Source organism: Pelodictyon luteolum DSM 273 (genome assembly GCF_000012485.1).
GTDB classification, from domain to species: Bacteria; Bacteroidota; Chlorobiia; order Chlorobiales; family Chlorobiaceae; genus Chlorobium; species Chlorobium luteolum.
The window spans coordinates 1,907,678-1,929,810 of record NC_007512.1 but is presented as its reverse complement, the minus strand read 5'-3'; the positions used below and the strand labels follow the sequence as shown (position 1 = coordinate 1,929,810).

Annotated in this window: 22 protein-coding genes and 1 tRNA gene; 12 read left to right on the top strand and 11 right to left on the bottom strand. The window is 58.3% G+C overall.

Translation table 11 applies throughout. From position 1 onward, the window contains the following. The first annotated feature begins 64 nt into the window (after window positions 1-64). The 5 genes from gltX (at window position 65) to PLUT_RS08870 (ending at window position 5,538) form a co-directional block, all read left to right on the top strand. On the top strand, window positions 65-1,573 hold the full coding sequence (gene gltX / locus PLUT_RS08890) for a glutamate--tRNA ligase (protein WP_041464184.1): 1,509 nt from the start codon (window positions 65-67) through the stop codon (window positions 1,571-1,573). Between the two features lie 114 nt (window positions 1,574-1,687). Beyond that, window positions 1,688-1,760 (top strand) — tRNA-Phe (locus tag PLUT_RS08885). Window positions 1,761-2,331: 571 nt separating this feature from the next. Further along, complete coding sequence (locus tag PLUT_RS08880; RefSeq protein WP_011358446.1) at window positions 2,332-3,474, top strand: carotenoid 1,2-hydratase; 1,143 nt, start codon at window positions 2,332-2,334, stop codon at window positions 3,472-3,474. 191 nt (window positions 3,475-3,665) lie between these two features. Then, on the top strand, window positions 3,666-4,211 hold the full coding sequence (locus tag PLUT_RS08875) for a ubiquinol-cytochrome c reductase iron-sulfur subunit (protein WP_011358445.1): 546 nt from the start codon (window positions 3,666-3,668) through the stop codon (window positions 4,209-4,211). A gap of 37 nt (window positions 4,212-4,248) precedes the next feature. Then, window positions 4,249-5,538: a cytochrome b gene (locus PLUT_RS08870; protein WP_011358444.1), complete on the top strand. Its 1,290-nt coding sequence runs from the start codon at window positions 4,249-4,251 to the stop codon at window positions 5,536-5,538. Window positions 5,539-5,870: 332 nt separating this feature from the next. On the opposite strand, the gene PLUT_RS08865 is transcribed toward PLUT_RS08870, so the two are convergent. The 11 genes from PLUT_RS08865 to modD all read right to left on the bottom strand — a co-directional run bounded on the left by PLUT_RS08865 (window position 5,871) and on the right by modD (window position 16,178). Beyond that, window positions 5,871-9,368 (bottom strand): alpha-amylase family glycosyl hydrolase, encoded by a 3,498-nt coding sequence (locus PLUT_RS08865; protein ID WP_011358443.1) that lies wholly within the window; start codon window positions 9,366-9,368, stop codon window positions 5,871-5,873. 154 nt (window positions 9,369-9,522) lie between these two features. Then, the gene (locus tag PLUT_RS08860) at window positions 9,523-9,948 is read right to left on the bottom strand and encodes a hypothetical protein (RefSeq protein WP_011358442.1); all 426 of its coding nucleotides are present in this window, start codon (window positions 9,946-9,948) and stop codon (window positions 9,523-9,525) included. After that, window positions 9,941-10,318, bottom strand: coding sequence for a phage holin family protein (locus PLUT_RS08855; protein ID WP_011358441.1), 378 nt, complete (start codon window positions 10,316-10,318; stop codon window positions 9,941-9,943). The genes PLUT_RS08860 and PLUT_RS08855 overlap by 8 nt, the downstream gene beginning before the upstream one ends. Before the next feature lies 1 nt (window position 10,319). Next, window positions 10,320-10,595 (bottom strand): DUF883 family protein, encoded by a 276-nt coding sequence (locus tag PLUT_RS08850; protein WP_011358440.1) that lies wholly within the window; start codon window positions 10,593-10,595, stop codon window positions 10,320-10,322. Between the two features lie 74 nt (window positions 10,596-10,669). Beyond that, window positions 10,670-11,407 (bottom strand): SDR family NAD(P)-dependent oxidoreductase, encoded by a 738-nt coding sequence (locus PLUT_RS08845; RefSeq protein ID WP_011358439.1) that lies wholly within the window; start codon window positions 11,405-11,407, stop codon window positions 10,670-10,672. A gap of 41 nt (window positions 11,408-11,448) precedes the next feature. Beyond that, window positions 11,449-12,348, bottom strand: a complete 900-nt coding sequence (locus PLUT_RS08840) for an ABC transporter ATP-binding protein (RefSeq protein WP_011358438.1) — start codon at window positions 12,346-12,348, stop codon at window positions 11,449-11,451. Further along, complete coding sequence (locus PLUT_RS08835; RefSeq protein WP_011358437.1) at window positions 12,345-12,773, bottom strand: TOBE domain-containing protein; 429 nt, start codon at window positions 12,771-12,773, stop codon at window positions 12,345-12,347. Before PLUT_RS08835 ends, PLUT_RS08840 begins: the two co-directional genes overlap by 4 nt. A 9-nt stretch (window positions 12,774-12,782) precedes the next feature. Continuing rightward, entirely contained in the window at window positions 12,783-13,838 is a 1,056-nt protein-coding gene (modC, locus tag PLUT_RS08830; protein WP_011358436.1) for a molybdenum ABC transporter ATP-binding protein, read from the bottom strand. Then, window positions 13,835-14,521, bottom strand: a complete 687-nt coding sequence (gene modB / locus PLUT_RS08825; RefSeq protein WP_011358435.1) for a molybdate ABC transporter permease subunit — start codon at window positions 14,519-14,521, stop codon at window positions 13,835-13,837. The genes modC and modB overlap by 4 nt, the downstream gene beginning before the upstream one ends. A gap of 13 nt (window positions 14,522-14,534) precedes the next feature. Further along, window positions 14,535-15,308 (bottom strand): molybdate ABC transporter substrate-binding protein, encoded by a 774-nt coding sequence (gene modA / locus PLUT_RS08820; protein ID WP_011358434.1) that lies wholly within the window; start codon window positions 15,306-15,308, stop codon window positions 14,535-14,537. Between the two features lie 12 nt (window positions 15,309-15,320). Beyond that, window positions 15,321-16,178, bottom strand: a complete 858-nt coding sequence (gene modD / locus PLUT_RS08815) for a ModD protein (RefSeq protein ID WP_011358433.1) — start codon at window positions 16,176-16,178, stop codon at window positions 15,321-15,323. A 324-nt stretch (window positions 16,179-16,502) separates the two neighbouring features. On the opposite strand from modD, the gene PLUT_RS08810 reads away from it, so the two are divergent. The 7 genes from PLUT_RS08810 (at window position 16,503) to PLUT_RS08780 (ending at window position 22,132) form a co-directional block, all read left to right on the top strand. Then, window positions 16,503-16,838: an ArsR/SmtB family transcription factor gene (locus PLUT_RS08810; RefSeq protein ID WP_011358432.1), complete on the top strand. Its 336-nt coding sequence runs from the start codon at window positions 16,503-16,505 to the stop codon at window positions 16,836-16,838. Window positions 16,839-16,929: 91 nt separating this feature from the next. Next, window positions 16,930-17,214 (top strand): thioredoxin family protein, encoded by a 285-nt coding sequence (locus PLUT_RS08805; RefSeq protein ID WP_011358431.1) that lies wholly within the window; start codon window positions 16,930-16,932, stop codon window positions 17,212-17,214. A 13-nt stretch (window positions 17,215-17,227) separates the two neighbouring features. After that, on the top strand, window positions 17,228-18,253 hold the full coding sequence (locus PLUT_RS08800; RefSeq protein ID WP_011358430.1) for a permease: 1,026 nt from the start codon (window positions 17,228-17,230) through the stop codon (window positions 18,251-18,253). Window positions 18,254-18,275: 22 nt separating this feature from the next. Further along, window positions 18,276-18,713, top strand: a complete 438-nt coding sequence (locus PLUT_RS08795) for an arsenate reductase ArsC (RefSeq protein WP_011358429.1) — start codon at window positions 18,276-18,278, stop codon at window positions 18,711-18,713. Next, window positions 18,706-19,776: an ACR3 family arsenite efflux transporter gene (gene arsB, locus PLUT_RS08790; protein ID WP_011358428.1), complete on the top strand. Its 1,071-nt coding sequence runs from the start codon at window positions 18,706-18,708 to the stop codon at window positions 19,774-19,776. Before PLUT_RS08795 ends, arsB begins: the two co-directional genes overlap by 8 nt. Before the next feature lie 70 nt (window positions 19,777-19,846). After that, a complete protein-coding gene (locus PLUT_RS08785) occupies window positions 19,847-20,569 on the top strand; it encodes an ABC transporter ATP-binding protein (RefSeq protein ID WP_011358427.1) in 723 nt (240 codons plus the stop codon). An 18-nt stretch (window positions 20,570-20,587) separates the two neighbouring features. Next, window positions 20,588-22,132, top strand: a complete 1,545-nt coding sequence (locus PLUT_RS08780; RefSeq protein ID WP_011358426.1) for a hypothetical protein — start codon at window positions 20,588-20,590, stop codon at window positions 22,130-22,132. The last annotated feature ends 1 nt before the right edge of the window (window position 22,133 follow it).

Sequence of the window (22,133 nt, the reverse complement as noted above, 5' to 3'; positions counted from 1 at the left end):
GAGAACGGGGAGGGTCCGGTGGCATTCCGTCAACGCAGTGTCAAATATTTAAAAGCCAATGCACATGGTCGGTAAAAGGGTCAGAACCAGGTTTGCTCCGTCTCCAACCGGGTATCTTCATGTAGGGGGGCTCCGCACAGCGCTCTACAACTACCTGTTCGCTAAAAAAATGAACGGCGACTTCATCATCAGGATCGAAGACACCGACCAGAGCAGGAAGGTCGAAGGGGCGCAGCAGAATCTCATCAAGACCCTTGAATGGGCAGGACTCGTGCCGGATGAAAGCCCTGTGCACGGAGGCAACTTCGGCCCATACCTCCAGTCCGAGCGGCTCGAGCTTTACGCCGGGTACTGCCGGCAGCTGCTTGAAGACGGGACTGCCTACTACTGTTTTGCAACGTCCGAGGAACTTGAGGAGAACCGTCAGCTGCAGATGAAGCAGGGGCTCCAGCCGAAGTACAACCGGAAATGGCTCCCCGAGGACATGGGCGGTTCGATGCCCCGCAGCGAGTCCGAGAAGATGCTCGCCTCCGGAGCACCCTACGTCATCCGCATGAAGGTGCCCGATTATGTCTCCGTCTGGTTCGAGGACATCATCCGCGGCCCGATCGAGTTTGATTCGGCCACCATCGACGACCAGGTGCTGATGAAGTCAGACGGGTTCCCGACATACCATTTTGCGAGTGTCATCGACGACCACCTGATGGAGTTCACCCACATCATCCGCGGTGAAGAGTGGCTACCCTCCATGCCGAAGCATCTCCTGCTCTATGAGTTCTTCGGATGGGAGCCGCCGAAGTACGCCCATCTTCCGCTTCTTCTCAACCCCGACCGCTCCAAGCTCAGCAAGCGCCAGGGCGACGTGGCCGTGGAGGATTACATCCAGAAGGGCTACAGTCAGGAGGCGATCATAAACTTCATTGCCCTTCTCGGATGGAACGAGGGCGAGGGGTGCGAACAGGAGGTCTACAGCATGGAGCAGCTGATTGACCGGTTCAGTCTCGAGCGCGTCGGCAAGGCCGGCTCCATCTTCACCATCGACAAACTCAACTGGCTCGAGAAACAGTATATCAAGAACCGGCCTGCCGAGAAAATCATCGAGACCATCCGTCCGCTTCTCCAGGAAGAGCTTTCGTCGAAAGAGACCATGCTTGACCGCGAGGTCATCACCGGTGACGACTACCTCCGTCAGGTTATTGAGCTGATGCGCGAACGGGTCGGCTTCGAGCACGAGTTCGTGACCTTTTCGTCCTACTTCTTCTTCGAGCCCGAAACCTGGGAGGAGGAGGCGGTCAAGAAACGCTGGACCTCCGATACCCCCGCACTGCTCAGCGAGTTCCTGCCGACGCTCGAAGGGCTCCCGGAGTTCACGTCGGACGCCATCGAGGCAGCCCTCAAGGCTTTTGTCGAACCGAAGGGCCTGAAGGCGGCAGTACTCATCCATCCGCTGCGCATCCTTGCCTCCGGCGTCAGCTTCGGCCCCAGCCTCTACCATATGCTTGAGGTGCTCGGCCGGGAAGCGGTTCTTCGCCGTATCAGGAAGGGGATGGAGTGCATCACGGTGCCGGCCTGAACCAGATCCTCTTGAACGGAGTCCGCTCCCGGGCTCCATTTTTTTCTTTTTCCTGTTTGGGGGTTTTGAAAAACTTCCTATATTTTGCCTCTCTGGCTTGCAATTGAATGCGATGGACAGATAGCTCAGTTGGTAGAGCAATGGACTGAAAATCCATGTGTCGTGGGTTCGATTCCCTCTCTGTCCACTTTTTCGTAGTATCCCTACATACGCCAAAGCCCCGAAGCCCCTGTAAAATCAGGGGCTTTGTTGTTTCTGGTGGCCGCACCTGTTTGTCGTTGTGCAGCATAACCCGGAAGTAATGGGTACCATTATGAGTACCATTATGGGTCCTGACAATGGCCACGACAAAAAATGGGTACCGCGCTCTCTTGCAGCATTTGATCTTTTTCGGGGTATGGAGGCGATGTCAGCCTTGCGCCTAGACCACGAGGCGCCTGAAGCAATGCAGAGAGTGAGTTGATGAGCGGTGGAGTGGAGCCCTGTATGCACGCATCGGGCTCCTGGCTTTCGGCCCTGGGAAATTAAAGGGGCCAGAATAGAGACAAAACCATTACATTCACATTGAAAGAAGGTCTTCATGTGTCCAGTATAGCTCCACATCTTCGTCAGAGGTTTTTTTGCGGGTATCGTTCTCGGTACCGTATGTCTTATGAACCAACTGGCATTGCGTGTAAACGGGATTTTTTCATATTACTCTCTCCCCTCCATTCAGCCGCATGCCGGCTTCCGGAGCCTGAACCCCATCGTCACCAGGTATGAACATCACCACTGAGCCAGCAGAGGAGCGATGGCATGATTTGCAGGAGCCCGGTGCCTATGAGTGGTGGTATTTCGATATCGAAGACCCGCAGAGCGGCATCTCCATCGTCGTCATCTGGTTTGCAGGGTTCCCCTTTTCCCCCTCCTATCAGGAGCATTACGAGCGCTGGCGCAGCCGTGGCAAGGAAGAGCGCGAAGGGGCCCCGGCTCCGCTCGATTATGCCGGCTTCAGTTTCCAGCTCTACGAACACGGCCGCGAGACGCTTAACTTCATCCGCGAAGGACGCCGGGAGCTTTTTGAAAGCTCCCGAAGTGCTATTGGCGCCGCGTTCGAGCGGAACCGGTTCACCTACGACCCGCTGAAAGAAGAGTACACGCTTTCCATCGACTTCGACTTTCCTGTACGCAGGAAGAGCGTGCAGGCGGAACTCTGTTTCAGTGCATGCAGGACGGCGGACTACCGGCGCAGGGACGGTAATAACGACGGGGTGGTGCCATGTCATCAGTGGCTGCTCCGGGTCCCGAGGGCTGAAGTCCGGGGACGGGTTATCCTTCGTGACGGCCGCCAGGGAGTGCTTCCCAGGACCATCGAGGTCCGTGCTACAGGGTACCACGACCACAACCTCGGAACCATGCCGATGCAGGAGTATATTTCCCGCTGGTACTGGGGAAGGGCGTTTTCAGACCGGGTAGACGTCATCTACTACGTGATCTTTTTCCGTGACCCCGCGTTCCAGCCGCTCACGCTGCTCATGCTCAATGACAACATGAGCGGTGCATCCCTCGTCAGGGACAGCGCTCTGTTCAGCGAGAGCGGATTCACACGGGGCTTTTTCGCTCCGCCGCACGGACGGGTGCTCAGCATCCAGGATGGAGACGTCGGGATGAGGGTTGATCAGGAGCGGGTGCTTGATGCCGGGCCGTTTTACCTCCGTTTTTCATCCAGCATCACCGTGGAGTTCGACGGGGAGCATCATACCGGCCTCCGCGGGATTTCGGAGTTCCTCAGCCCCGTGCGACTTGAGTCGCGCTTCATGCGATTTTTTACCCGGAGCCGGATCTGGCGTGACGGAGAGGAGTCGGTCATGTACCGGCAGTATAATTATATTAAAGATCAATTGGATTGGTTTACAAGGTAGAATTTGGTAAATTCAGAATTTGTTCGGCGTCCGCCCGTATATTGTAGGCATGCAAGCAGAACTGAGCTGCGCTTCATTCCGACGAGGCCAGAGGCGGTTGTAGGCCAGAGCCGATCCGATAGTGACAGAGGCCGCTCCGGCAACTGTTTTCTTACTTCATAACAATAGCTTTTAAAAGGAGATACATTGTAATGGCACAACAAGGTAATTTCAAGAGCCCGTCCAGGATGGGCGCCCTTGGAGATGGTGCACCGGCCTCTTCCTCTGGAGCGGTTGCCGGCGGCAAAGCACGCGAAGAGGGTCTCAAAGGCGTCGATTTTGAGCGCCGGGGCTTCCTCGGCAAGGTCGTCGGCGGTATCGGCGCGGCCGTTGCGGTTTCGACCCTTTACCCCGTCGTCAAATTCATCATTCCCCCCGTCCGCGAGTTCAAGGAGGTCAAGGAAATGGTCGTAGGCAAGGCTTCTGAAGTTCCCGTGAACAGCGGCAAGATCTACGCATTCAACAAGGATAAGGTCATCGTCATCAACGACAACGGCAAGCTGACCGCCTGCAGCGCAGTCTGCACGCACCTCGGCTGCCTCGTCCGCTGGGAAGACAAAGACAACCAGATCTTCTGCCCCTGCCACGGTGCGAAGTACACCCAGCTGGGCGAAATCATCTCGGGTCCGCAGCCCCTTCCCCTCGCCCCTTACGGCGTCCGGGTCGAAGGCGAAGACCTCATCATCTCGATCGTATAACCTAAACTATTGCTGAAAAACAAGGGAGTCTGGAAATATGGCTGAAAACAATCAGAATGCCGGTGCGGGGAATGTTCCGCCGAAGCCGAAACCCGCTGCACCGGGTGCCGCCAAGCCGGCAGCTCCGGGAGCACCGAAGCCTGCAGCACCTGTTGCCGCAAAACAGGCCGCACCTGCGGCTGCAAAACCCGCCGCAGCACAGGGCGGAGTCTACAAACCCCCGGTAGAGCGCCCCGACCCGAATCCGTTCAAGGATGCGAAGGTCAGCCCCGTGGCGGCATGGTTCCAGGAGCGTTTCTACGTTCTTGAGCCCGTCATCGCCTACCTGAAGAAAAAAGAGGTTCCGAAGCACCGCCTGTCGTTCTGGTACTACTTCGGCGGCCTTACCCTGTTCTTCTTCATGATCCAGGTCCTCACCGGCCTTCTTCTTCTCCAGTACTACAAACCGACCGGCAGCGAAGCGTTCTCATCGTTCGTGTTCATCCAGAAGGAAGTGCCGTTCGGCTGGCTCATCCGCCAGATCCATGCATGGTCCGCCAACCTCATGGTCGGCATGGCCTTCATCCACATGTTCAGCACCTTCTTCATGAAGTCCTACCGCAAGCCTCGTGAGCTCATGTGGGTCAGCGGTTTCGTGCTCCTCGTGCTGAGCCTCGGTTTCGGTTTCACCGGCTACCTGCTCCCCTGGAACGAGCTTGCCTTCTTTGCGACCCAGGTCGGTACTGAAGTTCCCAAGGTCATGCCCGGCGGCGCCATCCTTGTCGACATCCTCCGCGGTGGCGAAGAGGTCAGCCCCGAGACCCTGACCAGGATGTTCTCGCTCCACGTGGTGCTGCTTCCCGGCCTGCTGCTTCTCGTCCTCACCGCCCACCTTATGCTGGTGCAGGTGCTCGGCACCTCCGCTCCGATCGGCTACAAGGAGTCCGGCATGATCAAAGGCTACGAGAAGTTCTTCCCGACCTTCCTTGCCAAAGACGCCATCGGATGGCTGCTCGGCTTCGGCCTTCTGGTCTATCTGTCCGCTGTCTTCCCGTGGGAAATCGGCGTACAGGCTGACCCGCTTGGTTCGGCTCCTGTCGGCATCAAGCCGGAATGGTACTTCTGGGCACAGTTCCAGCTCCTGAAGGACTTCACGTTTGAAGGCGGCGAACTTGTGGCCATCATTCTCTTCACCATCGGTGCCGTTGTCTGGGGTGCCGTGCCGTTCCTCGACAGGAAGGCTTCGAAGGAAGAGAAGAGCCCGATGTTCACGATCCTCGGCCTTCTGGTCCTTGCGTTCCTCGTGATCAACACCTACAGGGTCTACGCTGAATACAGCGCCCTCTGAGCTGCCGTGGGGGTTGTGGCAGTACTGCCACAGCCCCATAGAGTTTTCAACCAGCTCTGCTGAACACAATAAAGCCGCCTCATGCATTTCGCATCAGGCGGCTTTTTTTATGCACTTCAACCAACCGCACAGCGGCGTTGATTTCGGCTGTTTGCGGGGAAGCCATCTTCCACAGCGGCCCCAACCCGGAGAGCCCATAAGCCCCCCTATGGTGAGGGAGTGCAGCCATAAAACAGGGACGGGCCCCTGTTTGTCAGGGGCCCGTCTGAGGGGTTCGGGTCTTGCGCGTGATGGTGGCGCGGGGGTTTTCTGGGGCCTGTGAGGCGCCCGCCTTACTCCATCTTGAAGAACGCGCCCAGTTCATAGCCGGCAAGGAACGCCTGCATGTCGAGCGATTCAAGCGCGGCGGTCCAGCGGGCGATATCGTCGATCGGCGGCGTTGCGGCTGTAGATGCATCGGCTTGCACCTCGAGCTCTTCTGCGGTAAGCATGAAACGGAGGGTAAGCCAGGCGGTAAGCATGCTGAAGCGGTGTTCGCGGAACCAGTGCTTCTGGTGGTGCTCTTCGAGCTGAAGCATGTCTGCCAGATGGCGTGAACCGCTCTGCTGCATCTCCTGCATGGCCCGGATGACGCCGGAGGCCGGATCTGCGCTTGAGGGTGCTGTGGCCGGTGCTGCAAGGCATGCCATGAGTTCGGCGATACCCTCTCCGGGGACCGAGCAGAGGGATCCCTCCCGGTAGATGTTGCGGAGGGTGTCCTGGAGCAGCCAGTCGTCGATGAGGTTCTGCTGGAGTTCGCCCCCTGTGCGGAGCATCTCCTGCACAGCATCGAGCAGGATCCAGTGGGCGACAAGCGTGCCATAGCCCGGGGCGTCCTCTTCGTTCATGGCAAGGGTGGCGCGGAGTTTCCGGGTGGCGGGCTCATTCGCCAGTTCGACTTCGATTTCAGCGGCCTGAAGGAAGAGGAGAGCGGCCTTCACATCAAGCCCCCGGGGGACGCTGAGCGGCTTTTCCATCAGGGAGCTGAACTGCCGGGAGAGGTCCGTAAGAAGCGTAGATGCAACGGACTGGAATGCTGCAGCATCCGCCTCCTTCAGTGAAGGCATCGGAGCTGATTCAAGCGCCGCCTGCACCATGCGGTGGAGGGGGGAGAGGCTGATTGCCAGCACGTCCCTCTCGACCGACTGCGTGCCGCGTCCGTCAAGTTCCCGTGCCAGCTGGTCGTAAGGTTTCAGGCGCGACGGGCGGACCTGTCGGAAATCGAGGAAGACGTTGTACTTGTAACCGTCGAGCGCCATAAAGAGGCCGTTTTCACGGATTTCACGCGCGGAACGGATGAACTCGAGGCCGCAGGCGTGGTCGCGGAAGATGACGTAGAGATCAGCTTCATGGCCGAGGTCGAGGCCGTCGCCAAGTGAGCTCTGGCGGATACCTCCGTCGCGGAGGTAGCCTACCGAGGTCTTGAGCCAGCCGGTAGCCCGCTCGAAGCTGTTGTTGTAGATGACAAGCGCGCGCTCGTCACCCTGCATGTTCGAGTAGGCAAAGACGTTCTCGTTGACCGATCCCTCGGGGGAGTAGACATCGTACAGGTAGAAGTTCTGCACCTCGGCAAAGAGGGGGCGCTTCTTCATGATCGGGAAGATCTCCTGGTAGTGGCGCCAGACGAGATGCTCGTCGGGATGTTCATCATAATATGCTTTTGCATACTCCATTCCATACTTCTCCGTGAACCCTTCCACCTGGCCGTGGCCGAACATCGGCAGGCCGGGAACGGTGAGCATGACGATGCAGACTCCGATGTACTTGTCGCCCCGTCCGAACTGCGCGATGGCGGTGTCTTCGTCGGGGTTGTTCATGAAGTTGACATAGCGCTTCAGGATCTCGGGGTCGAACTCCAGGGTGTTCTTGATGAGGTAGCGGTAGCTGGCGTTGTCCTCTTTCTTCAGCATATGCATGAACGCGCTGTTGTAGACGCGGTGCATGCCGAGGGTGCGGACGAAGTAGCCCTCGAGCATCCAGAACGCTTCGGCAAGCAGCAGCGTGTCGGGAACTTCGGCATGGATGCGGTCGACCACCTCGCGCCAGAACTCTTCAGGAATGGCGGCGTCGAACTCGGCATTGCTCATGGCGTAGGCGGAGCGTGAGGGCACTGCAGCGCTGTGGCCGTGCAGCGGGAACCAGAGACGCTGGATGTGACGCTTGGCGAGCACCATGGCGGCGTCGAAGCGGATGATGGGGAACATCCTCGCCACATGGAGGATCTGCTGGATGACCGCTTCGCGGACCTCAGCGGAGAGGAAGTTCAGCTGGGCGGTATCGTTCCACGGCATGTTGGTGCCGTCATTGCCGTGGTAGATGAAACGGGTATCGCCGTTCATGTGGTCGATCCGCTTGAAGGTGACTGCGGCGTCGGTCCTGTTCCAGTAACCGTCCTCCAGCTGGATGGTGTAACGCGGGTCGGGGCTGAGGTTCGGTCCCGTGTAGGAGTAGTTGTAGTAGGGGGGCGTGGTGGCCGATAGGAACCAGTCGGGGCGCTCGCGCACCAGTTCCGAGTCCATGCCGGTATGGTTCGGCACCATGTCGCTGGCAAGGCGGATGCCGCGCTGCATGGCACGGTGGCGGAGGTTGAGGTACCCTTCGTAGCCGCCGATGTCATCGGATATGTCGTATTTCTCAAGCGCGTAGGCCGAGGCTTTCGCCTCGGGGTTACCCTGCATCTGCTTGATTTCACGAGAAGCGTGGCTGCGCTGCCAGAGGCCGATCAGCCAGAGTGCCGTGAAGCCCTGGCCTGCAATGCGGTCAAGCTCTTCATCGGGGATATCCTGCAGGCGGTGTACCGCGCGGCCGTAGGTTTTGCCGAGCTGGTCAAGCCACACATAGGTGCTTTTGGCAAGCATGACCACCTCAGGCATCCATGTGGAGTCGCTGGAGTAGTTTGCCGGTCCGTCGCCAAGCGTGGTGTAGTCCGGCACGAAGGCATCCTTGTCGAAGAAGGCGCTGTCGTGACGCCCTTCCTGTTCCTCGGAAATGCGCTGGAAAAAGAGGTACTTGTCTTCATCTTCAATGAGCTCTATGGCGCCCGAAAGCATGCTCCAGAAGAGTGAGCCTTCCAGCAGATCCGACCAGTTGAGGCGGATGTAGCGGAGCTGCTCGAGTATGGAGTCCGGCGCGTGGCGCATGGGGCGGGTAAGCAGTTCGGCAAGGTCTTCATTGTCTGGGCCGACGGGGCCCATCGCCTGCATGGAGGACTGGAGCGAGAGAATCAGCTTCCGGTAGGCTTCCTGGCGCATCAGCTCGCTGTCGCTGATGAGCAGGGAGAACTGCTCGAGTGCAGGGTTCTGGTTGTTCAGCCAGACGAGGAAGGATTCCTCAAGCAGGTTAAGACGCACATTCTTCTGCTGAAGAGCCTCGGCAGGGGTTTCGCTGCCGGTGAAGATATTTATGGTCGGGAATGTTGCCAGGAACCGGGCGAGGTACTCGCTGGACTGCTCCAGGGAAATCTCGTCGGAAAAGCGCCTGTAGGCTTTTTCAAGCATTTCAGGTTCACGGCGGGCGATTGAGCGGGCCATGACGAAGTGGAACAGCTCATGCAGGAGCTTCATACCGTGGAGCTGGGCGGGAAGGACGGGTTTGACGCCCTCGCCTTTCTCCTGTTTCAGGTACTCGTTGATGACTGCCGCCTGCTTTTCGGTGGTTCTGAGGCTGTCGGGACCAACTGAGGGCAGGGCAAGAAAGTCGGGGTCGGTCAGGTGGAAGAGTTGCCGGGCTTTTCTGTTGACGTAGAAATGTTCTTTGTTCAAGGCCTCGGGCAGGGTGTTCTTGATTGTCATAGTCTCTGGTGCAATGACGGCGCATTGCGGCGGTTGTGGTTTTCGTGCATCCTTGGCGGGCTGCACAAAGGGCTTAACAGGGATATGGGAAGGTACGGAATTTCCCTGATAAGTCGTTGGTGCCCTTGTTAATTACAACCGCCGGAAGACGGGGTCAGTGTGAGCTGGAGGGAGTCTCGGGTGTTTTCCTGAATTTGCCCTCGATGTAGCGCTGGAGGTAGTTGACGCCGAGGTCTTTTGCCGAGCGGATCAGTTCGAGGCGGATGTCGCGCATGGCGCTGTCGGGGAGTGCAATGGGGGCGAGGGCTGCGTGGACCGCGGGCTCGGCGGATGCTCCATCGGCCGGTCCGGAGGCGAGGCTTCTGAGCATTCTGCCGGTAAGTAAGCCGGCGGCGAGAGCTCCGAGAACGGCCTGCCATGGGTGGCGTCTGACGATTTCAGCAGGGGAGATCTCCTGTTCCAGCTCGGACTGGAACTTCCTGGCCCGATCCCTGATGTCCTGCTCACGTTCGGCTATGGTTTCATGGAGTGCTGCGATACGTTCCTGGACGCTTTCCAGGTGCTTGTTCTGTTCAGTCATAAAGGGAGATGATGAATTTCTGGATCCACTCTTTCAGGATGCTTGGCCTGAAACGGGTGAAATAGATGAAGCAGCCGATGAAAATGAGGCTGATTGCAAGGAACCCCAGTGATGTGCGGCCTGAGAGTTCCCCGATGAAAAGCGCCACGGTGGTCACGAGGTAGGCGGTACCGCCGAGGAGGATCAATGCGATGACGAGTACGGCGGCCAGGAGCGCAATTTTTTCTGAGAACTCGATTTTCATCAGTTCCAGGCGTGCGTCGATGATGGCCTTGACATCGTCGAAGGTCGAGGAGATTGTGTCGTCCAGGAGCCTCGATACGCCGGTTTTCCGGTCTTCCTGCTGCAGCTGTCTGTCGCTCTTCTGCATACTACCTGCGTTTGCCGAGAATGAGCCCGAGGAGCACGCCGGCTCCGAGGGCGTAGAGAAGCGACGGGCCGGGGTTCTGGCGGATGTAGTCCTTGGTCTCGGCTGCGCCCTCAAGTATCCTGTCGTAGGATTCGCTCTGCTTGAAGCGCGAGAATGCATCGGAAAGCGAGTCACTGATCTCCCGGATTGACTCGGGGATGCGGCCGTCCGCCGCCGTGTTTCTCTGTGCGTCGGCTTCACTCTTGCCGTGGATGATGACCGGGACTTCCTGTTCCATAGGTGAAGAAAAAAAGTTGTAGGGACCGATTCAGTGCAATATATGAAATCTCTCGGCGGGGGCTGAAAAAAATGTCAGCTGAGCATCCTGCCTCCGTCCACGGTGATGACCTGCCCGGTGATGTAGTCGCTTTCGAGGAGGAAGAGAACGGTTTTCACGATGTCGAGCGGGTCGCCGAGGCGGCGGAGCGGTATGCGTGCAACCATCTCCTCTTCAGAATCCATGTCCTTGCCGGGGTTGAGGGTGACGGTGCCCGGCGCAATGGCGTTGACGAGGATGTTTGGTGCAAAGGTTTTGGCGAACACTTTCGTCAGGTGTACCACGCCCGCCTTGGCCACGGTGTAGGGGGCGAAGTTCTTCCATACCAGGTCGGCGGATATGTCGGCCATGGTGATGATGCGGCTGGTGAATGGCTGTTTCTGCATGATTCTGGACGCCTCCTGCATGGTGAAGAATGTGCCCTTTAGGTTGGTGTCGACGAGACTGTCCCACTCCTCTTCGGATACATCTGGCAGGGGAGTGGCGTAGAAGTTCGAGGCGCTGGCTATGAGAAGGTCGAGCCGATCGAATCGCTTAAGGAAAGCCGCAAAGGCAGCCTGGATCTCTTTGGCGCTTGAGGTGCTGCAGTGCACCATCTCTGACTCGGGGCTGACCCAGCGGATTTTCTCGAGGAGTTCCTCTGCCTTGGGCTCGCTTGCATGCCAGGTGAAGAAAATGGTATAGCCCTGACCGGCAACGGAAAGGGCGATTTCACTGCCGAGCCGGCCGGTGGCTCCGGTCATGAAACAGACTTTTTTGCCGGGTTGTGTCATATGCCATTGTTTTTACTCAAAGGTACCAACAGTCGATGGAATTAAAAAGTTGGCGGTGCGGGATCGTGCGGCTGGAGTTTCCGGATGATGGGGTTGAAGGCTTTGGATGCAACAAGCACCTGGTCGCCGGGATGGAGGGTTTGGGTATCGCTGCGGCTCAGTACCACCTCAACCAGTTCGTTGCCTGCGGCGATGACGGCCAGATGTATGCAGTCGGCGCTGCGTATGGAGAGTATGGTGCCGATGAAGGAGAACCGGCTGGATGTGATGCGGCCGAGGAATGCTTCCATTGGAGAACCGTGGCGCACCACTCTTCCGCGCTCGAGCACATGGACCGTGTCGGCAAGACGGAACACCTCCTGCCGGTCGTGTGATACCAGCAGCGTAGTCAAAGCGAACCGGGTGTGGTAGTTCCGGATTTCGTCCTGGAGGCGGCGCCGGGTATCCTCATCGAGGGCCGAGAGCGGTTCGTCGAGCAGAAGGATGTCGGGTTCGCGCAGGATGCTGCGGGCCAGTGCGACCCGTTGCTGCTGGCCGCCCGAAAGGGTGCGGGGAAGGCGGTTGCTGAGGGCCGTAAGGCCTGTGAGCTCCAGGATGTCGTCGATTTTTCCTCGGTCTTTCTTCTGCTGTGCGAAGCCGAGGTTTTCCCGTACAGTCATCGTGGGGAAGAGGGCATAGTCCTGAAAAACGAACCCGACCCTGCGTTCCTGCGGGGGCCGGTTGATGCCTGTTTCGGCATCGAACCATCGGCAACCGTTGACCTCGATGAACCCCCTGTCGGGGACGTCGAGCCCTGAGAGGATGCGCAGCAGCGTGGTTTTGCCGCTGCCGGACGGGCCGTAGATGCAGTTGAAGCTTCCCGGTCGAAGACAGAGATCGAGGCTGAGCACGAACGGGCCCTCGGCGCCCGAAAGGGTTTTCTCAATCTGGATTCTTATCATCGGCCTTCTTCGTCTCTTTCCATGCTGTCCGCTCCGGTGCTCTCCAGGGAGAGTGCGGTAGCTTTGACGAGGGCTGTGATTCCATCTCCCACCTGGAGGGAGAGGCGCTCGATGGCGCGGATGGTGGTGATGCTGCCGATGGTGCCCATCGGGGTTTCAAGGGTGAGATCGGCAAGCATGGCGCCCCGTTCAATGGCAGTGATGGTGGCCCCGAACCGGTTGGCTATGCTGATGTCCAGAGCGGGGCCTTTTGCAAGGGCGACCTCGGTCTCCTTGAACAGGATCCTTACGCTGCGGCCCGGAACAAAAGCCGGCTTGAGCTCGAACAGCAACATTGCGAGCATCGTGCCGCCTGCATCGAGTTCAAGAAAACAGAGCGGCCCGCTTTTCTCGATGGTTGTGATGACGGCCTGGATACTGTTCATCGGTAGCGCTCAGACAAGGCGGCGGAACGATGATGCCTTGATGGCGGCAAACACCTGAGTCCCCGGGGTGATGGAGAGTTCCTCGGCAGCGGAACGCACGATTTCAGCAACCAGCCGTTCACCTCCGCTGGAGAGGACGACACCGACCCTGTGCTCTGCATTGAAGAGTTCCTCCACCCGGCATTCGAGCATATTGCGTGCGCTGATGGCTTCCGGGTTTTTGCGGAAGAGGATGATGTCCCGCGAGGAAAGTTCAAAGAGGGACGGGCCACCGTTCCTTCCCTCAGAGATGAGCAGCCGGCCGGTTCCCCAGCCGTAGGAGTAAAGGCCGCCCTGAATGTCGGCCTCTGAAAGCCTGAGCAGATTCACGTACCCGCGCTGGCTTGTTGCCATGTTTTGCCGTGCCAGCTCGTCGGGTGTTGTCTCTGCTGTGATGGTGCCGTTTTTGACCATGAGGATGCGTTCGGTCATGAGCTGCATCTCAATCACCGAGTGGGAGATGAAGATGCAGGGGGTCTGGAACCGCTCGCTGACGCTTTTCAGATAGGGGATGATCTGGAATCGGAGCGCGTCGTCGAGCGCGGAGAGGGGTTCGTCCATGACGAGTATGCGCGGGCTTGCAAGCATCGCCCTTCCGAGCGCTACCCGCTGTTTTTCTCCTCCTGACAGGTTTCCGACACCGCGCTGCAGGAGGCCGTCGAGCCGGAGGAGGCTGATGAGCTCGTCGGGGTCAGCCCTCCGGAGCGCTTTGGGGCATCGGCGGTATCCGTAAAAGAGGTTGCTTCGGACACTCAGGTGCGGAAAGAGCATGGCCTGCTGGAAGACCAGGCCGATGCGCCGATGGCGGGGGGCGAGATTGAGGCGGCGGCTCGAGCTGAACATGCACTCCCCGTCAAGGGTGATTTCACCCCTGTCGGGCCGCATGAGGCCGGAGAGGATGTGGGCGAGCGTCGATTTCCCGCTGCCTGACTCGCCGAAGATGCCGATGCGCTGGCCTGCTATGTCGGCCTCCGCCCTGAAGGTGAAGTCACCCAGTTTTTTTTCGGCGTCGAAGTGCAGCCTCATTTCTTCCTCCCCTTTTCGAGCCGCCCCTCAAGAAGTTCATGCAGGAACAGCACCACCACGGAAATGGCGACTGAGACGATGCAGAGCGTCATGGCCATTTCGGCGCTGGAGGGGGAGCTGGCATAATCGTAGATGGCCAGCGGAATGGTCTGGGTGACGCCGGGTATGTTGCCGGCAACAATGATGGTTGCGCCGAACTCTCCAAGGCTCCTTGCGAACATGAGTGACGAACCTGCCAGGATCCCCCGCAGCGAGAGCGGCAGGATGATGGTGAAGAGGGTGTCGAGCCGTGAGGATCCGAGGCTCTGTGCCGCATCGATGAGCTGGCGGTTGATGGAGTCCATGCCGAGCCTGATGGAACGCACCATAAGGGGGAACCCGACGGTGGCCGAAGCGATGACGGCCGCTTTCCAGGTGAAGATGAGCTGTATGCCGGCGTCGTTGAGCATGCTTCCCGCCCATCCGTTCCTGCCGAGCATGAGGAGCAGGAAGTAGCCGATGACCACCGGAGGAAGGGTGAGGGGAAGGTTTATGAAGACTTCAAGCAGCACCTTACCCCTGAAGGTCCTGAAGGAGACGAGCCATGCGCATGCAAACCCCAGCGGGAGGGAGAGCAGGGTTGCGGTGAGGGCTATCTGCAGCGACAGCCGTATGGCGTCGATATCTTCGGGGAGGAGGTGCACCGTATGAGCCTGATTATCTGGTTGTGAACCCGTATTTTTTCAGGACTGCAGCGGCTTCGGGGCCCTCCAGATAGCTGATGAACGCTTTTGCTTCAGGGTTTGAAGCGCCATCGGCGGTCAGCGCCATCGGGTACTCAACCGGCGGGTAGAGTGCCGGGGGTACTTCGAAACGGACGGTCGCCTTTTTTGCCAGGAGCGCGTCGGTTTTATAGACGAATCCGCCGTCTACTTCGCCGAGCTCGGCGTACATCAGGCACTCACGCACATCCTTTGCCATCACGATCTTTCCTGCGAGTTTCTGCTGCATGCCCGCGTTCCTGAGCGCCTGCATTGCATAATCGCCGGCAGGAACGCTCTTTGGGCTGCCGATGGCGATTTTATCAAGCTTCGCCAGATCTTTCATGGACGATACCTTCGACGATGTCGTACCGGTGAATACCAGGGTGTTTTTCGTGAAGGGCCGTTCGCTTAGAGGGTCAACGGCTTTCTCTGTTTTGAGGAACTCCATCCATTTTTTGTTTGCCGAAATGAAGAGGTCGGCAGGGGCGCCGTTCTGGATCTGTCCGGCTAGTGCACCCGAGGCACCGAAGTTGTTCGTGAAGACGGCCTCAGGATGCTTTTTTGTATAGCTGAGAGAGAGTTCGGTGATGGCATCCTTCAAACTTGCCGCCACGCTGAGCCGGAGCTCGCCGGCGATGGCCGGGCCTGCAGTTGTGCCGACAAAGAGTGCAAGGAGGGCGAAGTGTTTCAGGGTTCGGGACAGCATGCGGAGTGCGGGGTTGCTCATGGTTGTTCTTGTTTAGGGTTGCTTGTGACGCATTCTGGCTGCGATGTCGGCCGGTTTACCGAAATAGACCGAAGAGAGTACGATGATGTCGATTCCTGTGGCCGCGTAAATTGCGGCATTCTGCGGGGTGATGCCTCCCGCAGCCGAGATCTTGATGCCGGGCGCAATGTCGCGAATGGCATGGACCAGCTCCGTGAGGCACTCGGGTGAGAGTTTATCAACCTGCACCACATCGGCTCCTGCCGCTGCGATTTTCAATGCCTCTTCGGGGCCGTCGGCTTCGACCAGAATCTTGTGCTCCGGGGCGCGTGCTTTTACTGCAGGGATGCTCTCAAGGAAGCTGTCGAGCCCGCCCTGGAACTCCGTATGCTGGCTGAAGACCAGGATTGATTCTGAAAGGCCGAGCCGGTGCGGGGTAGCTCCCCCTGCCAGGATGGCCTTGATGGCGGTTTTTTTTGTGCCGGGAAACGACTTCCTGGTTGTTGCGATGCTGATTGCCGGGTTGGCGCTCTGGGCGCTCTTCACAATGCCGGCTGTTCTTGTGGCGATGCCGGAGGCGTACTCGAGCATGTTCAGTGCCACCTTCCACCCTCTGTGCAGCGACAGTGCGCTCCCCTCGGCCGAGAGGAACAGGGTCCCCTCAGGGACAGTGGTGCCGCTCGGGGTTAGAGAGGTGAGCCGGGCGCCGCACCGCTCAAGGATCCGTGCAGCCTCTTCGGTGCCGGAGAGGGTGGTTTCATGGCGTGCGGTAAAGGTGATTTCGCCGGGCTTGTCGCCTATTTCGAGTACCGCGGTGGTCAGGTCTCCATAGGGGACGTCCTCTTCGATAAATCGGTCGATATCGACATCAGGGAGTTGGTAGAGCATCATACGACTGTCATTTACATCGGAAAGCGTTATGTAATCGCTTGCATACCGATAAGCTGAAAAAAACCGGAACTGTCAGGCCCGGCGTAAAGTGATGAATTCTGCAATTAAGATAAATAATTAAGGAACAAAACCCAATAACCGTTAAATGTTTAGACCTGATTGCGGTTTTAGGGGCTGAGAGCAGCTTTTCTGTTGCCTCTTCTTTGTAATATAGGGCTTGACCGGTCCAGTTCCTCGATGAAATTTGCGGCAGTATTTCTTGTTTCCTTCCGTTCTCTATCGTATATTTACGATGAACAAAGGGATTGGCATGGAGAAAATGAAATGAAACGATCATTGAACCCGGTTGACTACAGCTCAGGAGAAGAGGCTCTGGCTGTACTTTCTAAAGCGCTCAGCCATCCGGTGCGCATCAGGATCCTGCAGCTGCTTCAGTGTGAGGCATGCTGTTTTACCGGGGAGCTGACGACGCTCATTCCGATGGCGCAGTCCACGATTTCGCAGCATCTGAAGGCGCTCCTTGAGGCCGGGCTGATTCAGGGAGAGATCAATCCGCCGAAGGTTCGTTACTGCATCAACCCTCAAAAGTGGGCAGAGGCGAAGGAGCTTTTCTCGGTCTTTTTCGAGACCGGGGGGGCAGCGTCTTGCGACTGCCGTTGATTTCCGGCAGATTTTTATGCGGTTCATTTTTTTTGACTCCAATCATCGTTCATTTGCGATCAACTTTTCAAACAGAAAACAGGAAAACACTATGATACAGGTAAAAATTCTCGGGACCGGTTGTGCGAAATGCAACCAGCTGGCCGATGCGGTCAAGGCCCTCATTGCTGCAGACAGCATTGTGGCTGAGGTCGAAAAGGTGGAGGACATCCAGAAGATCATGTCCTACAATGTGCTGTCCACGCCTGCGCTTGTGGTCGACGGGGAAGTCCGTGCATCGGGCAGGGTCCCTTCGGCTGATGAACTGCGTTCGCTGCTTTCGCCGAAAGCCAAAGGGTGCTGCTGCAAGGGTTCTTCGGGCTCATCCTGCTGCTGAGGGGGAGAGAGGCATGAAACAGTCGCTGTTGTGGTGGGGAGGGTTCCTTCTGGCGGCCCTTCTCTGGGTGTTTCTCTACCTGAGGCTCGAGGGCGGTGCTGAACTGCTGGTCGGGATGCTCGGCCTCAGCCGGTCCGTGCCTTTCGGGGAAGCTCTGTATTTCTTCCTCTACGAAGTGCCGAAGGTGATGATGCTGCTTACGGCCGTGGTATTCCTGATGGGTGTGGTGCACACGTTTGTCTCTGCGGAGCGGACCCGGGCCATGCTTTCGGGGCGCCGCCTCGGGGTGGGCAACATGCTTGCCGCCATGCTCGGCATCGTCACGCCGTTCTGTTCCTGTTCGGCCGTTCCGCTCTTCATCGGGTTCCTGCAGGCGGGCGTGCCGCTCGGGGTGACCTTTTCATTTCTGATTTCGGCGCCGATGGTGAACGAAGTCGCTCTTGCGCTGCTGTTCGGAATGTTCGGCTGGGAGGTTGCGCTGCTCTATATGGCTATGGGTCTGGGGGTTGCCGTGATTGCCGGCATGGTGATCGGGCGGCTCCGGATGGAGGAACATCTCGAGGAGTGGGTGCGGAAACTGCAGGGCAGCGCTGAAGCCGGAACTGGCACTTCTCAGCGGATGGAGTGGCCGCAGCGGATGCGTGAAGGGTTTGGCCATGTCCGGGAAATCGTTGGAAGGGTATGGTTCTTCATCGTGCTCGGCGTCGGGCTCGGTGCCGGCATCCACGGCTATGTGCCTGAAAACTTCATGGCCTCTCTCATGGGCCGGAGTGCCTGGTGGTCCGTGCCCGCGGCTGTCCTCATCGGTGTGCCGATGTATTCGAACGCGGCGGGGATCATTCCCGTAGTGCAGGCCCTGCTCGGAAAAGGCGCGGCTCTCGGCACGGTAATGGCATTCATGATGAGCGTCATCGCCCTTTCCGCCCCGGAGATGATCATCCTCCGGAAGGTCCTCAAGCCCAGGCTGATTGCCGTGTTCGCAGGGGTGGTGGCTTCGGGGATCGTGCTTGTCGGCTATATGTTCAATCTGGTTCTCTAACTATAAATACTGCATCTCGATCATGAAAACGTCAGTGCTGATTCTCTGTACGGGAAACTCATGCCGAAGCCAGATGGCTGAGGGGTTTCTCCGTTCGTTCGACCTTGATCTTGAGGTTTATTCCGCAGGCACCGAACCCTCCGGAACGGTGCATCCTATGGCCATAAAGGCCATGGCTGAAGAGGGCATCGATATTTCCGGAGCCCGACCTAAAAGTGTTGACGGGTTCCTTTCCAGGCCGTTCGATTTTGTTGTGACGGTGTGCGACGGGGCCAGAGAGTCCTGCCCGGTGTTTACCGGGAAGGTAGGAAAACGCCTGCACATCGGATTTGAAGATCCTGCCATGGCGTCCGGGACTGAAGCGGAGGTGCTGAAAGTGTTCCGCAGCGTCCGAGACCTTATCAAAGAGGGTTTCGGGGAGTTCTATCGTAACGATATCAAGGGAGACCCTCATGAATAAGATTTCCGGCAGGCTTTCGTTTCTCGACCGCTACCTGACGCTCTGGATTTTTCTGGCCATGGCAGCAGGTGTTGCCGCTGGCTGGGCCTTTCCCGCCGTTCCGGCATTCATCGGGAGTTTCCAGTCAGGGACGACCAACATCCCCATCGCCATAGGACTCATCGTGATGATGTATCCTCCGCTGGCGAAGGTCCGATATGAGGATCTCGGTGAGGTGTTCCATAATCGCAAAATCCTCTCCCTCTCGCTGTTTCTCAACTGGGTCATCGGGCCGCTCCTGATGTTCATGCTTGCGGTGCTGTTCCTCTCCGGCATGCCGCATTACATGGCGGGCCTCATCCTCATCGGCCTTGCCCGCTGCATCGCCATGGTCATCGTATGGAATGACCTTGCCGGCGGCGACCGGGAGTATGCCGCAGGGCTCGTTGCCTTCAACTCGATCTTCCAGGTGCTGTTTTTCCCGCTCTACGCCTGGTTTTTCCTCTCCGTCCTTCCGGGCTGGCTCGGGCTCTCCTCGTTCAGCGTCCAGATCACTATCGGCGAGATTGCCGCTTCGGTCGCCATCTATCTCGGCATACCTTTCGCTGCAGGGTTCCTCTCCCGCTTCTTTCTCATCCGCTGGAAGGGAGCGGAGTGGTATCGGCGTGAGTTCATCAGGCGCATCAGTCCCCTTACCCTCATAGCCCTCCTCTTCACCATTGTTGCGATGTTTTCGCTGAAAGGGGCCTCTATCATCGCCATCCCGATGGACGTGGTCCGCATCGCTGTTCCGTTGTTCATTTATTTCGTACTGATGTTCTTCACCTCGTTTTTCATTGGAAAGAAAGCGGGCGCGGGATACCAGAAAACGGCGACCCTCTCCTTCACGGCGGCGAGCAACAACTTCGAGCTTGCCATTGCCGTGGCGGTAGGCGTGTTCGGCATCCATTCACCCGAAGCGTTCGTCGCCGTCATCGGGCCGCTCGTGGAGGTTCCGGTGCTCATCGGCCTCGTCAATGTGTCGCTCGGCCTCCGGAAGCGTTTCTTTTCTGATGCCGAAGGGATGCCAGCTGTGGCGGACTGATTTATCGGTTCCCGTCAGTCCCTTTTTGTTCGTATCTTCTTCAAGAGCGACAAGAATAAAAATCCGAGTGATGGCCGACGAAATTCTCCGCCTTGAACATATACAGAAGGAGCTTGAGCTGTCGCGCGATGTCCGCCAGACGATCATTCCGAACCTCTCCCTCCGGATAACGGCGGGAGAGTTCGTTTCCATCACAGGCCCTTCGGGGTCCGGAAAGTCGACCCTGCTCTACATCATGGGCGGGCTCGACAAGCCCTCTTCCGGCAGGGTGTTTCTTGACGGGGAGGATATCACCGAAACGGAAGAGAAGGAGATGACCCGGATCCGGAACCGCAAGATCGGGTTCATCTACCAGTTCCACTTCCTGCTTCCGGAGTTCAATGCCGTGGAGAATGTGAGCATGCCGATGCTGATCGGCGGACGCCTGTCCCGTAAGGAGACGAGGGAGCGTGCCATGGCCCTGCTCGACATGGTTGAGCTCCAGGACAAGTACACAAACAAGCCGAGCCAGCTCTCCGGCGGACAGCAGCAGCGCGTGGCCATCGCCCGTGCGCTGGCAAACGAGCCGAAGGTGCTGCTTGGCGATGAGCCGACCGGGAACCTCGATTCCCGTTCCGCCGACAAGGTCTACCAGCTGTTCGAACGCCTGAACCGCGAACTTGGCCAGACCGTGATTGTGGTGACCCATGACGAGGAGTTTGCCAACCGGGCGGGCCGGCGCATCCATCTTGTCGACGGAAAGATCGAGAGCGACCGGGTGCTTCGCGATGGCGTCCCGGTCCTCTCCCAATGAGTTAAACCTGATCTCTGCATGCACGCTGCCCTTGATTCCATCCGCACCTCCCACAGGCACCTGTACGAAGCGTTTTCCCTGCTGCCGGACGGCGAGGCACACTACCGCGCCATTCAGGAGCTCGACCGTTACTGGGAACGGCTGCAGGGTCCCCTGCCGGAGGTGGTGACTGACACTGCCTCGCTGCCGCCCGGTGCCGTCATCAGCGGCACTTACGACATTGTCTATGCAGGCGGGACCCTCGGCATGCTGCATGCGGCGGTGATGGCACGGCACCATGGCCGGAAGGTGCTGGTGTTCGACCGGCATACCCCCGGCCGCTCCACGAGGGACTGGAACATTTCCCGCCACGAGCTGTTCCGGCTTGCCGATACCGGGGTTTTCAGCCATGAAGAGCTGGAGTCGGTGATCGCCCGGAAGTACCGCAACGGATGGGTCGAGTTCCACAAGGAGGACGGCAGCCAGAAGCGCCTCTATATGGAGAACGTGCTCGACTGCGCCGTCGAGGCGGACCGGCTGCTCGGCATAGCGATGGAGAAGGTGACGTCTGTGCCGGGATGCGATGTCCGCCCGGGGCTGTCGTTCGTTCGCTGCTGGCGGTTCAGCGACCACGTGGTGGTGGAGACAAAGGACGCATCGGGAACATCCTCATGGTTCCGGGCCCGGGTGCTGGTTGACGTGATGGGCATTCTTTCACCCATTGCCATGCAGCTCAACCGGGGCCGGCCGCAGACCCATGTCTGCCCGACGGTCGGTACAATAGCCAGCGGGTTCGAGGACGTTGATTTCGAGACAGGAGAGATCCTCGCCAGCACCGGCCCAGCCGACATGGCTTCCGGTCGTGGCCGCCAGTTCATCTGGGAGGGGTTTCCGGCAAAAGGGGAGGAGTACATCAGCTACCTCTTTTTTTATGACGAGGTCTCCTCCCCGAACGACAAGTCGCTCACTGGCCTGTTCGACACGTATTTCAAACGGCTCGGAGAATACAAGAAGCCGGGGAAGGATTTCAGGGTCCATCGGCCGGTCTACGGCATCATCCCTGCCTATTTCCATGACGGATTCAATCGTACGCGCGAGATTGCAGATGACCGGATCATCCTGTTTGGCGATGCAGCCTCGCTCGCATCCCCCCTCACCTTCTGCGGGTTCGGTTCGATGGTTCGAAACCTCCGGCATCTGACTTCGGGGCTGGAAGAGGCTCTCAGCTCCGGGGATCTGTCGAAGCCGTCTCTTGAGCGGGTCAGCGCCTACGAACCAAACGTGGCCTCCATGGCCAACCTCATGAAGTACATGTGCTTCGACAGTGCAACCGATGAACCCAACTTCGTGAACGACCTCATGAACGAGGTGATGATTGCTCTCGACGACCTCCCGGAACACTACCGCGAGGCCATGTTCCGCGATGAAATGAAGATCGAGGAGCTCGCAATGGTGATGCTCAAGGTCGCCGGGCGGTACCCGAAGGTTCTGAAGGCCACATGGGACAAGCTCGGTTTTGAAGGCTCCGTCGGATTCCTCAAGAACATTTCCGGGTGGGCGTTCTCCCAGTTCCGGCAACCCTGAT

Coding starts and splice junctions, on each gene's coding strand:
- PLUT_RS08880 (WP_011358446.1), top strand. CDS start 2,332: ATGAACATCACCACTGAGCCAGCAGAGGAGCGATGGCATGATTTGCAG.
- modA (WP_011358434.1), bottom strand. CDS start 15,308: ATGAGCAACCCCGCACTCCGCATGCTGTCCCGAACCCTGAAACACTTC.
- PLUT_RS08875 (WP_011358445.1), top strand. CDS start 3,666: ATGGCACAACAAGGTAATTTCAAGAGCCCGTCCAGGATGGGCGCCCTT.
- PLUT_RS08870 (WP_011358444.1), top strand. CDS start 4,249: ATGGCTGAAAACAATCAGAATGCCGGTGCGGGGAATGTTCCGCCGAAG.
- PLUT_RS08845 (WP_011358439.1), bottom strand. CDS start 11,407: ATGACACAACCCGGCAAAAAAGTCTGTTTCATGACCGGAGCCACCGGC.
- modD (WP_011358433.1), bottom strand. CDS start 16,178: ATGATGCTCTACCAACTCCCTGATGTCGATATCGACCGATTTATCGAA.
- PLUT_RS08840 (WP_011358438.1), bottom strand. CDS start 12,348: ATGATAAGAATCCAGATTGAGAAAACCCTTTCGGGCGCCGAGGGCCCG.
- PLUT_RS08805 (WP_011358431.1), top strand. CDS start 16,930: ATGATACAGGTAAAAATTCTCGGGACCGGTTGTGCGAAATGCAACCAG.
- gltX (WP_041464184.1), top strand. CDS start 65: ATGGTCGGTAAAAGGGTCAGAACCAGGTTTGCTCCGTCTCCAACCGGG.
- PLUT_RS08860 (WP_011358442.1), bottom strand. CDS start 9,948: ATGACTGAACAGAACAAGCACCTGGAAAGCGTCCAGGAACGTATCGCA.
- PLUT_RS08780 (WP_011358426.1), top strand. CDS start 20,588: ATGCACGCTGCCCTTGATTCCATCCGCACCTCCCACAGGCACCTGTAC.
- PLUT_RS08855 (WP_011358441.1), bottom strand. CDS start 10,318: ATGCAGAAGAGCGACAGACAGCTGCAGCAGGAAGACCGGAAAACCGGC.
- PLUT_RS08795 (WP_011358429.1), top strand. CDS start 18,276: ATGAAAACGTCAGTGCTGATTCTCTGTACGGGAAACTCATGCCGAAGC.
- PLUT_RS08835 (WP_011358437.1), bottom strand. CDS start 12,773: ATGAACAGTATCCAGGCCGTCATCACAACCATCGAGAAAAGCGGGCCG.
- PLUT_RS08850 (WP_011358440.1), bottom strand. CDS start 10,595: ATGGAACAGGAAGTCCCGGTCATCATCCACGGCAAGAGTGAAGCCGAC.
- PLUT_RS08785 (WP_011358427.1), top strand. CDS start 19,847: ATGGCCGACGAAATTCTCCGCCTTGAACATATACAGAAGGAGCTTGAG.
- PLUT_RS08810 (WP_011358432.1), top strand. CDS start 16,503: ATGAAACGATCATTGAACCCGGTTGACTACAGCTCAGGAGAAGAGGCT.
- PLUT_RS08800 (WP_011358430.1), top strand. CDS start 17,228: ATGAAACAGTCGCTGTTGTGGTGGGGAGGGTTCCTTCTGGCGGCCCTT.
- arsB (WP_011358428.1), top strand. CDS start 18,706: ATGAATAAGATTTCCGGCAGGCTTTCGTTTCTCGACCGCTACCTGACG.
- PLUT_RS08865 (WP_011358443.1), bottom strand. CDS start 9,368: ATGACAATCAAGAACACCCTGCCCGAGGCCTTGAACAAAGAACATTTC.
- modC (WP_011358436.1), bottom strand. CDS start 13,838: ATGAGGCTGCACTTCGACGCCGAAAAAAAACTGGGTGACTTCACCTTC.